Source organism: Terriglobales bacterium, assembly GCA_035487355.1.
Classification (GTDB): Bacteria; Acidobacteriota; Terriglobia; order Terriglobales; family Acidobacteriaceae; genus QIAW01.
Window position 1 is genome coordinate 1 of the sequence record DATHMF010000072.1, and the last position, 11,158, is coordinate 11,158.

Here is an 11,158-nt window from a genome sequence, read left to right on the forward strand (position 1 = left end):
GCGCCGCCAGGATCGCGCACAAAGATGAGCTCGAGGCCGAATCCTGAATCACGCCACCGCCGCTGCTGGAAGAAATGTACTGCTGCGGCAGGCCCAGCATCTCCACCAGCCAATCGAGGACGTGGGCTTCGAGTTCCGTGCAGGCAGGCCCGGTAACCCAAAGCATTCCCTGGATGCCAAACGCCGCCGAAAGCAACTCACCCAGCACCGAAGGCCCGCTGGAGTTTCCGGGAAAATAGGCGTAAAAGTTCGGCGACTGCCAGTGGGTGATGCCGGGAAGGATTTTCTGTTCTACGTCGCGCATGACGGCGTCGAACGGCTCAGGACGCGGCGGCGCCGAAGCTGGCAGCGACGCACGCACCTCACCCGGCGCAACCTGCGCCTTCACCGGATACTTTTCGATCTGCTGATGATAATCCGCAATCCAATCTATAAGCCTCTTGGCTTCTTCTCTAAATTGCTGCGGTGACATGTGGAAGGTGGGTTCCAAACAATCCTCCAGAGCTGGTTGTAAACGCTCTACTAATCTTAAATGGGTTTGTAGTGAAGCCGGACACACACGGCTTATTGTTCATTTCACTTCGTTGTCACTGCACCCGCGCAAATTTGTACGTATTGAGATAGAACTCCCGAACTCCGGTTTTCGATGCTCCGGGCTCGAGGAAGATGCTGGTGTGTTTGACCCTTCCGTTTGAATAGCTGAGTTCCAGGGTATAGTTGGCGATGCGGTAGGTGCCACTGCCCGGGGCGCCGTCATCAAAGTCGTAGCCGTTGCCCACCGGTTGGCGCACCATCACAGCAGCCGCTTTGAAGACGCCTTCATCCGCAAATTTTCCATCCGTTGTAAAGGTAATTCCCTGCTGCGAGCCGGCATAGAGTGATTTGTAGTCTTCGCGGCGGAAGGTGCCTGCGAGCTTCATTCCGTCGCAGGGCTCGAGCCGGTGGTAGGTGTCTCCGTTGACCTGAAGGTGGTCGGGATACTCTCTAAGGTCCCAACTGATAGGTTCTTTTTCATGCTCGGGATCGGTAATCAGGAAGACGATCTTGCCGTGACCATCTGGGCCGCCAGAAGATTGGTACGATCCCCAGCCCACGGGATTTCTCCTGATTTCGGCGTCTTCATCGAGCTTATCCATTCCCTGATCGGGAAAGCCTTCCATGAATCTTCCATCGGGAAAGAAGACAACGTAACGCCAGGAGATGGAGGGCCCACTGCTGCTGTAGTTGACTACGCCGACGCCGCGATAGATGCCATTGAACTTGCCCTTCCCTTTGGACAGCGGAACCGGCTTGGCGGCCTCGGCAACCTTGGGATCGCCCGCTCCGCTGGCAAAACCCAGGCTGTCGAGAAAATGGCCGAGCACTTCCTGCAGGGTATTGGCGAGTCCGGCATCGCTGACGTTGCTTAGGAAGAAGACGGTTTCGGCCTTCTTCCCATTTTGGGCAACCATGAGAAACAGGCCCCAACGCACTCCGTCGTGATCGGCAAGCACCGCGGTGCTGGCCAGCAAATCATAACCCTTGGGCGCGTGCTTGGAGACCACCTCGCTGCTCTGCAATACGCGATAGTCTTTCTGCAAATTTGCCAAACGCATGTCGTAAGCGGCCCGCAAATCGGATTTCAGATCTATGGCCGGTGGCAGCGCAATGAAGGCCTTGCCGAAGCTGCTTGTGGGGGCAACGATCAAGGTAGCATCGGGATTATCCACTCGCTCCCAGCCGGGCGGCATGTAGAAAACGAAGTCTCCTGCCTGACTGTCGGGCTCATACTGGGCTGTGAGAGTGGGCACTGCCGCCAGGGTGAGAAAAATAAGGAGACAGAAAATCGCGCTCCTGCTGATAAGCGCCCGGAAGATGAAACGTTTCATGAGGGCCTCCCGTTGCGCCGATTATATACACTACTACCGGGAGGATTTGCATGCCAACTCGACGTGAGGTTCTCATGGGTACGGTGGCCGCCGGAGCGGCTGCATTGGTTGGGCCTGCGTTTCCTGCCTTTGCCAAGGATTCACCAGCGGCAGCGCCTGTAAATTTCACGCCGGTAGATTTTGAAGTGCCCAAAGGCGCGTGCGATTGTCACGTGCACATCTTCGGAGATGCCCACCGCTTCCCCTTTTCACCCGCGCGCACCTACACACCTGGCCCAGCCCAGGTGAAAGAGTTGCGCACCGTGCATCGGGCCCTGCACACCGAGCGCGTGGTGATCGTGCAGCCCAGCGTTTACGGTACGGATAACTCCTGCGCACTCGATGCCATCAAGCAGCACGGCTCCAACGCGCGCGGCATCGCTGTGATTGATGACAAGATATCTGACCCGGAACTCGACAAGCTGCATCACGCCGGCTTTCGTGGCCTAAGGCTCATCTTCCCGCCTACCAGCCAGACCGATCCTGCGGTTGTGCGTCAGCGCCTCCAGGGAACAATTGATCGTGTGAAGGCCGGCAAGTGGCATATACAGATTTACATGCGTCTCGCTGTGATTGAAGACATCAAGGACCTGGTCACAGCCTCCCCGGTGCCGGTTGTCTTCGACCACTTCGGTGGGGCGCAAGCATCTCTCGGCGTCGAACAGCCCGGCTTTGAGACTCTGCTGAAGCTGGTGCAGGCAGGCAAGGTCTACGTCAAAATCTCCGGGTCTTATCGTAGTTCAACGCAGGCGCCGGATTATCCGGATGTCGCGCCATTCGCCAAGGCACTGATTGCTGCCAACCCGCAACGTATCCTGTGGGGTACGGATTGGCCGCACGTAGACTCTGCGCCCGCGCCGGACCGCAAGCCCACCGACATCGCTCCGTTCTTTCCTATTGATGATGGCCGACTGTTCAATCTGCTGCCCACATGGGCACCGGACCCGGCGCAGCGCAAGACGATCCTCGTGGAGAATCCGGCGAGGCTCTACGGATTTTGAAGGTCGGCGGGACATTATGCAGATGTCCCTGAAGCCCTCTTCCGGCTTGCTCGGCCCTCAATACAGTACAGCCGAATCATTTACGGCGGATTCGCAGAAAAATCTGGCCGTCGCAGTTTTTTTCTGGGAATTCGTGCACTTCCAGAGCACGTTTCTGGCACTGCTCCACGATCCAGTCCAGTGAGTGGTATACGATGCCCGGCGTTCCGCCCTCGTGGCTGGTGCCCACCCAGCAGTCACCCTGATAATCTTCTTCTGCTGATCGGGCCGGCAGATACGAGGTCAGGAAGATGCCCGCCGGGGCCGCGTCGCGCGTAAACGAATTGAGCGAGGCCTCGATCTGCCGCTTGCAGGCATGGGTCCAGATGGATGTTGCCAGAAAGAAATCGAACTGCGTGCCAAAAACCGAGGAGTCGAAGTCCGGGTTGAAATCGAAGTGTGGCTGCTTGAATGCCAGTTCCTCGGGTGTAAAAATATAGCGAAGTCCGTACTCTACCCGCTGCCGGGCTGGTTCAATGCCATAGTAGTGGCCAGCATCGAGGAAACGCACGAGCCAGTAAGCGACCCGCAGGACTCCGCAGCCAAAATCGAGTACCTTGGACTCAGGATTCAATCCTTGCCCGAGCAAAGTCATCAGGTGACTTCGGCCTCCGGACGCAAAGTTCTCGAGAGGTACACCCAGGAACCCATGCCGCGACATCATTTCTTCAGCGCGGGCTTGCACTCCGGACATAGCGCGCTCCATTCTTTAAGACTTAGACGCGTTCTGCGGAAGACTATTTTAATGGAGAACCCGGCGAGACTGTGAAAAACAGTTAGAAGAAGCTTTTAGCTTTTAGCTTTTGGCGAAAAAACAAAAACCTGCCGCAGATGAAAGCAGATTTACGCAGATCGATTTACGGGGGGTACCCCCCTTGCAAGCTTGGGTCGGGAAGTTACTCAGAAAGTTCGACGAGGACTCAAGAATGGGTTATGGGAGGGGTCTGGCTTGCGGGCTTGGGGTGGAAAGAAGAAATTTTTAGCCTTTGCTTTCAGCTTTTAGCCAAGAAAACAAAAGCTCGCTACCGCGGAGGCAGAGTTCGGCGGAGGCTTACACAGCTACTGCGAAGTCGCTATGCGTCAGCTACTGCTCTTGCAATTTTTCAAAGATCTACGAGTCTTCTATCTCAGGCGACGCTACTCGACCGGGATTGATGTTTTTTGTCTTCTGGATTGTCCTGGCTGTCTAATACAGAATAAGGATCCGCTGTGGTCGTGCCGATCATGGTTTGACGCAAATCATTCTCAGGATGGCCAGCTTGGCCAGAGAGCACGTACTCTTGCTGCGCCGCTTCTTTCATGGAGCGCAGCAGGAGGTTGGCTATATTGGCGATGGCTTTGGCGGCGCGGAGGTCTATCTTTCTGCAGCGGAATAGGTTGACGGTCTCGGCCAGCAGTTTGGCCACGTCAGAGGGAGTTTCCAGGGGAATGGCGGCGAGACCGGGAGGCATGGTGAGTGTGTCAGCCTCACGGCTGCGGGCTTCGCCGCCTTCGTTGCGGGCTTCTTTCCGCACTTCTTTCCGGGCTTCTTTCTGCACTTGGGGTGGTTTGCTCTTCTGATCGGGGTCGTGGAAGAAGCAGTAGAATTTGCCGGTTTGGACATCGGCGTGGCAGCGGGCACCGATTTTGCTGATGTGCCGGCAACGGGGTTTGCGAACTTCTGGATTCGTCATCATTGGTGTTCTCCTGTGTACCTCAAAATAATGATGACTTAGATTTAAGCGGAATGTTATGAGATGATATCAGAATGGTACCAAAATAAAATGATATCATTCCGGCACTAAAGTATTGATATTTAAAACAGTTTCAGGTTTCGAGTTTCAAGTTGCTGATCTGCCGATGAAGTCAGTGCATTCTCGACCACAGTCAATTTTGTTCCCACTGCTGGTGTATCCCGGCAAGCACCGGGGCTGAAGCCCATTTGTTTTTGAATCTCAACGAACGCGATACCCGCATGTTTACTGGGTAAAATGAGTTTTGAGGGTGGGACTAGCTGAATACAGCTCCAAGCGCGCAGCTCTCAGCTCCGACTGCTTCCATCCGGGTCTACTGCACTTGCAACTGGATTACAGCAGACTGCTGTACTACAACTGTCTGCGAGGGCACATTTGCGGTACCTGTTACGGTTACTATGAATGTCCCTGTGGGCGTGCCAGGTTGTGGTTGTGGGTTAGAAGTCATGCTGTGGCCACCACCGCATCCGACCGCCAGGCCGAGCAGCGCCAGCACCAACAGAAGGCCTGCTGCCCGCCGTCTCATCCGCAGCGTGCCGGCCAATCCCAATATGGGCAAAGCCAGAGCGTAGAGTGGGAGCGAATTGTGCTTGTCGCCCGATGGTGCCAGCGATGCAAGTATGGGCGCCGTGGTGGTGATGGTTAACGTGGTGCTCCCACCGTTCGTTCCAGGGGTTAGCGAAGGCGGCGAGAAGTTATAGTTCGACAGCGCGGGAAGATTGCTGCAGGAGAAAGACACCTGACCATTGATCGCACCACTGGTTGGCATTAAATTAATGGTGAAGTTGGCCGACTGGCCTGCCTTGATTGCAGTGCTCGCCGAGGAGAGCTGCAGCGCGAACGTGGCTGGTGTAACGTTAATGGTCGTGAACACCGGCCCAACTTGTCCGTTCACGCTCGTCGCCACCTGAAAAGTGCCATTCCCATTGAAGGTATGGCTTGATGCGACGTTGTAGCTGCCTGCAGTGCCGCCCGCGGCAATCGTGGAGGGCGATGGTGGGCACAGACCGTGTATCCCAACGAAAGAGCAGCCATCTATGAAAACAACTCCTGCCGTGTAGCTGGATGCATTGTCAAATGAGTCCGGGTCGGTGAAGCTGGCAACCACAGCGTTCAAGGGCATGCCCTGTACCACCGTGAGAGTAGACGCAGGCACCAGTGTGATTACCGCATCGGGAATGTTCAGGTAGCTGTAAGCAACCGAGTCAATATTATCGGCCACGTCGTGAAGCCGAATCGTAGGGTTAAAAACACCTTCTTCCTTATAGGTGTGCGTACTCGTCACAGTAAATTTTGGCGGGCTGCCTGCAAAAACTCCATTGTCAGTGGGCGATCCATCATTCCAGTCAATGGTGGTGGTGTAATTGCCCGTACCCAGCCCTGTCTGATCATTCAGGAACGCAGTATCGCCACTCGCAGACTTGCCTTCGACCGGATTGATCGGATTGGATGTGTACTGAATCGGCAGAAATGAATATTTCGGTGGAACCAGCATACCGATCTTATCTGCAATAGATTCTGTGAGCCACAGGTTGTGGTCCGGGCCGGTGGTGATGTCCAGCGCGCCCGAGTTGGATGTGGGAATCAGAAACTCCGTTGTGGGTGCAACTGCGGCGCTGCTGGGCGAAATCGGCGCAGGAGTTACCCGGCCGATGATATCTGCGCCTGTCTCCGTGATCCAAAGATTTCCATCTGGACCGGTGGTAATTCGCAGGGCGTTGTAGTTCAAATTCTGAATATTCTCGACCGCGAAGCTCCCGGTCGTGGGCACCGGGTTAAGCGAGAACTGCGGACTGGTTGTCGGAGAGGGAAAGGTTATCGTTGCCCACAGATTTCCATCAGGTCCTGCCGCAATTTGATGCGGAGTATTACCGATTCCCCGGTCGAACTCAGCGAGTGAACCTGCGGTCGTGATGCGTCCCACTCGGGTTGTATTGGACTCCGTAAACCACAAGTTGCCGTCGGGCCCGGCAGTAATATCTTCCAAGCCGCTGTTGGCGCTCAGGGGAGAAAACTCCGACAGCGTGCCACTGGTTGTGATTCGTCCAATTTTATTCGCCCCGAATTCCACGAACCACAAGTTGCCGTCAGGTCCGGCTGCAATGCCTCTGGGCTGGGCGCCTGTTGCCAGCGAAAACTCGGTGACCGTACCACCAGTGGTGATGCGCCCAATCTTGTCTGCGGATTTCTCGGTAAACCATAGTGCGCCGTCAGCCCCAGCCACGATCGCAAAGGGGCCGCTGCCCGTGCCAAGAGCGAACTCGGTCACGGTACCGGAAGTCGTAATGCGGCCAATCTTGTCTGTCCCCGGCTCGGTGAACCAAAGCGCGCCGTCTGGCCCGCTGGTGATATGAGAAGGGTGGCTGCCGCTGGTCAGCGCGTATTCGGTAATGCCGGCAAAAGCAGGGACTGCCATCAGCAGCACAACAAAAATAACTTTCCTGGCAGAGAAGACAGCGGACGACACAACTGCATTCATGACCCATACCCTCCGGGCGGCCCTGACGAATACACAACAGAATAGCCCTTTTCCGACCCGGAGATTTTAAGCAAATTTGGAGAGATAGTCTCAGGCGAACATTTTACGAAAACACAAAATCGGCTTAAAATAACTGGATATGGCTTCCCTGCCTGTCCCCGAATCCCTTGCCTGGGCCCATCCTGTGGTACAGGAGTGGTTCGTGCGACGCTTTGGCACGCCTACCGAGCCGCAGGAGCAGGGCTGGCCCCACATCTTGAGCGGGCGGGCGACGTTGATCTCCGCGCCTACGGGTTCTGGCAAAACGCTCTCGGCTTTTCTGGCCTGCATTGACCGTCTGGTGCGCAAGGCGCTTGCCGGACACCTCGAAGACCGCACGGAAGTTCTCTACATTTCTCCGCTTAAGGCGCTGGGCAACGACATCCAGAAAAATCTTGAAGCTCCGCTGGGCGAGATTCTGCAACTTGCCGGCGAGCGTGGTTTGCTGATGCCTGAGATTCGCACTGCGGTCCGCACCGGGGATACACTCGCTCACGAGCGGCGCCGGATGCTGAAGCATCCGCCGCACATCCTGGTGACCACGCCCGAGTCGCTCTACATCCTGCTGACGGCCGAAGGAAGCCGGGCCACCCTGCGCGACGTGGAAACCGTGATCGTGGATGAAATCCACGCCATGGCCGATGACAAGCGCGGCGCGCACCTCACGCTCTCGCTGGAACGGCTGGAGGCCATCACGCATAAGCCTCCGGTGCGCATCGGACTTTCGGCGACGCAGAAGCCTATCGAAGAAGTTGCACACTTCCTCACCGGCAGTGGACGCCCCACGCCTGCCATCGTCAACATCGGACACAAGCGCACGCTCGATGTTGCCATCGAAGTGCCTGGCATTCCTCTCGGCCCCATTGCCACCAACGAGATGTGGGATGAAATCTACGAGCGCATCGCCGAGCTGGTGCGAGCCCACCGCTCGACGCTGATCTTCGTTAACACGCGCCGCCTGGCCGAGCGGGTTGCCCACAACCTCATTGAGCGCCTGGGAGAAGATGCGGTCGCCGCGCATCACGGCAGCCTTTCGCGCAAGCTGCGCCTCAACGCCGAGCGCCGTCTCAAAGCGGGCGAAGTTCAGGCGCTGGTGGCTACTGCTTCCTTGGAATTGGGAATTGACGTGGGCACCATTGACCTCGTCTGCCACCTCAGCTCGCCTCGCTCGATAGCGGTGATGCTGCAGCGTGTCGGCCGCGCCGGTCACTGGCGGGGAGCGATTCCTAAGGGCCGCATCTTCCCGACCACGCGCGATGAATTGGTGGAAACCTCTGCCCTGGTGCACTCCATTCGCCAGGGGGAGCTCGATCGCCTCATCATCCCCGATGCGCCTCTTGATATTCTGGCGCAGCAGATTGTGGCGACTTGTGCCACGACTGCTCCAGCTAGTACGCGGAGTGATCTTACAAATGATGGCCCACCCGAAGGGGCCGGGGCTAAAGCCCAAAACTCTTTGGACCTTCTTCCCCGGCCTGAAGGCCGGGGCTCCCACCTTGGGCCGCAAGCGGCGCACGAGGATGTGCTTCGCTCACCCATGGCTGAAAGCTATAGGCTGCCAACCGGAAACACTATTTCTGAGACAGTCTCCAATCAAGATGCCTGGAGCGAAGATGAACTCTTTTCACTCGTCCGCCGCGCTTATCCTTACCGCGATCTGGCGCGCTCGGACTTTGATGCCATCGTGGAGATGCTCTCGGAGGGCATCGCCGCCCACCGTGGACGCTACGGAGCTTACCTGCATCGCGACCGCGTGCATGGCGTTCTGCGCCCGCGCCGAGGAGCGCGGCTGGCTGCGATCACCAGCGGCGGTGCAATTCCGGAGAATGCTCTCTTTACCGTGGTTGCTGAACCGGAGGGCACCGTAATCGGGACCCTCGACGAAGATTTCGCCGTGGAGAGCAACAAAGGCGATATCGTGCTGCTGGGAAATACCTCGTGGCGCATCCGCCGTATCGAATCCGCCGGCCGCGTGATCGTGGAAGATGCTCACGGCGCGCCTCCCAGCGTTCCTTTCTGGCTGGGCGAGGCCCCGGGACGAACCACTGAACTTTCTAACGAAGTAGCGAGACTGCGCCAGAGAATCAGCGACATGACGCCGAACCTTTCGCCCATCAGCCTCGCGCAAAATTTTGCCTCGGGTTACTCGCCTGAAGTCGCGGCTGGGGTTGCCTGGCTCAAAGAGAATTGCGGTCTCGAGCGCTCTGGCGCCGAGCAACTCGTCGAGTACATCGTCACTGGACGCGCCGTGCTGGGCGCTGTTCCTACGCAAGACTGCATCATCGCCGAGCGCTTCTTCGATGAGGGCGGCGGCATGCAGCTCGTGCTGCACGCTCCCTTCGGCGCACGCATCAACAAGGCCTGGGGCCTCTCGCTGCGCAAGCGCTTCTGTGTTTCGTTCAACTTTGAGTTGCAGGCCGCCGCAACCGATAACGGATTGAACATCTCTTTGGCCGAGCAGCACAGCTTTCCGCTCGCCGATGTCTTCCAGTTCCTGCACGCCGATACCGTGCAGCCTGTGCTGCAACAGGCCGCGCTGCTCTCTCCTATTTTTGGAACTCGCTGGCGCTGGGATGCCAACCGGGCCCTCGCCCTGCTGCGCTTTCAGGGCGGCAAGAAAGTTCCGCCACAAATCCAGCGCATGAGGTCTGACGACCTGCTGGCTTCGGTCTTCCCTGATGTCGCTGCCTGTCAGGAAAATGTGGATGGCCCCATTCAGCTCCCCGATCATCCCCTGGTAAAAGAGGTGATGAAAGATGTCTTCCATGAAGCCATGGATCTGTATGGTCTGCAGCGCGTGCTGCGCGGCATCGCCGATGGTTCCATCCGCTGCCTTGCGGTGGATACGCCCGTGCCCAGCGTCTTCTCGCACGAGATCTTGAACGCTAATCCTTATGCCTATCTCGACGATGCGCCTCTCGAAGAGCGACGCGCCCGCGCCGTCGAGATGCGCCGCATGCTTCCCGAATCGGTCTTGCAGGAAGTCGGCAAGCTCGACCCCGCCGCCATTGCCCAGGTGTGCCAGGAAGCCTGGCCCGACGTGCGCGATGCCGACGAACTCGCTGACGTGCTGCACACTCTCATCGCTTTGCCAGAGCCGTGTGGCACGGCCGTCCCCGGCTGTGCGAGTCCAGAATGGACCAGATATTTTGAGGCGTTGAGAACACACTCCCGTGCCACCCGCGCCACCGTTGACGGCAAAATCTTCTGGGTTGCCGCTGAGCGTGGCCAGACTTTTTCTGCTCTCTACCCCAATGCCCAGTACGAAGACGCATTGCCTTCAGTCGAAACAACTCAGCCTTCGTTCTCCGACGCTCTACTTGCCGCGCTCAACGGCTGGATGACACACATCGGCCCCACTACCGCCGGTCATCTCTCCGCGCTGCTCGGCATTCCCGCGAGTGAAATAGATAAAACGCTTCTGCGCATCGAATCCACCGGCAGCATTCTGCGTGGCCAATTCACTGGAACCGCAGGCAAGGAACTGGAGTGGTGCGAGCGCCGCCTGCTCGCCCGCATCCACCGCCTTACCTTGGGCGGCTTGCGCAAGCAAATCGAACCTGTAACCGCCGCGCAATTTATGCGCTGGCTCCTGCGCTGGCAACACGTCTCGCCTGGCACACAGATTTCCGGCAACACCGAGCGCGGCACACTTGAAGTCTTGCGCCAACTGCAGGGCTTTGAAATTCCCGCGAGCGCCTGGGAGCGCGAGGTGCTGTCGCGCCGCATGACCAACTATGATCCCAAAATCCTGGATCAGCTCTCGCTCACCGGCGCTATCGGCTGGGGCAGACTCTCGCCTCACCCCGCAACCCTTGAAGACTCCAGCGACGGACGCCGTCGCGTCATCCCTACCAGCGTTGCTCCTATTACATTCTTTGTGCGCGAAGAGTCTGACTGGATGCTGCTGCACCACAATCTCCCCTCCGATGGCACCCAGACTGAAACGACCAAAGCCTC

7 protein-coding genes are annotated in these 11,158 nt (G+C 57.6%); 2 read left to right on the forward strand and 5 right to left on the reverse strand.

Going from position 1 to position 11,158, the window contains the following annotated elements:
• Window positions 1–490: pyridoxal-dependent decarboxylase (locus VK738_13035; protein HTD23576.1), on the reverse strand; the 490-nt coding region annotated here is incomplete at its 3' end.
• 97 nt (window positions 491–587) lie between these two features.
• On the reverse strand, window positions 588–1,868 hold the full coding sequence (locus tag VK738_13040; GenBank protein HTD23577.1) for a hypothetical protein: 1,281 nt from the start codon (window positions 1,866–1,868) through the stop codon (window positions 588–590).
• A 50-nt stretch (window positions 1,869–1,918) separates the two neighbouring features.
• Between VK738_13040 and VK738_13045 the strand changes: the two genes are divergently transcribed.
• The gene (locus VK738_13045; GenBank protein HTD23578.1) at window positions 1,919–2,908 is read left to right on the forward strand and encodes an amidohydrolase family protein; all 990 of its coding nucleotides are present in this window, start codon (window positions 1,919–1,921) and stop codon (window positions 2,906–2,908) included.
• A 76-nt stretch (window positions 2,909–2,984) separates the two neighbouring features.
• Here VK738_13045 and VK738_13050 read toward each other — a convergent pair whose 3' ends face one another.
• From VK738_13050 to VK738_13060, 3 genes are all read right to left on the reverse strand, one after another.
• Window positions 2,985–3,641 carry a class I SAM-dependent methyltransferase gene (locus VK738_13050; protein ID HTD23579.1) on the reverse strand — a complete coding sequence of 219 codons (657 nt, stop codon included), beginning with the start codon at window positions 3,639–3,641 and terminating at the stop codon, window positions 2,985–2,987.
• A 433-nt stretch (window positions 3,642–4,074) separates the two neighbouring features.
• A complete protein-coding gene (locus tag VK738_13055) occupies window positions 4,075–4,623 on the reverse strand; it encodes a hypothetical protein (protein ID HTD23580.1) in 549 nt (182 codons plus the stop codon).
• Between the two features lie 370 nt (window positions 4,624–4,993).
• Window positions 4,994–7,159, reverse strand: a complete 2,166-nt coding sequence (locus VK738_13060; GenBank protein ID HTD23581.1) for a hypothetical protein — start codon at window positions 7,157–7,159, stop codon at window positions 4,994–4,996.
• Between the two features lie 139 nt (window positions 7,160–7,298).
• On the opposite strand from VK738_13060, the gene VK738_13065 reads away from it, so the two are divergent.
• Window positions 7,299–11,158: DEAD/DEAH box helicase (locus VK738_13065; GenBank protein ID HTD23582.1), on the forward strand; the 3,860-nt coding region annotated here is incomplete at its 3' end.

What these genes read in the sequence shown, in the direction of transcription:
- VK738_13040 (HTD23577.1), bottom strand. Translation starts at nt 1,868, where the DNA reads ATGAAACGTTTCATCTTCCGGGCGCTTATCAGCAGGAGCGCGATTTTC.
- VK738_13045 (HTD23578.1), top strand. Translation starts at nt 1,919, where the DNA reads ATGCCAACTCGACGTGAGGTTCTCATGGGTACGGTGGCCGCCGGAGCG.
- VK738_13050 (HTD23579.1), bottom strand. Translation starts at nt 3,641, where the DNA reads ATGTCCGGAGTGCAAGCCCGCGCTGAAGAAATGATGTCGCGGCATGGG.
- VK738_13055 (HTD23580.1), bottom strand. Translation starts at nt 4,623, where the DNA reads ATGATGACGAATCCAGAAGTTCGCAAACCCCGTTGCCGGCACATCAGC.
- VK738_13060 (HTD23581.1), bottom strand. Translation starts at nt 7,159, where the DNA reads ATGAATGCAGTTGTGTCGTCCGCTGTCTTCTCTGCCAGGAAAGTTATT.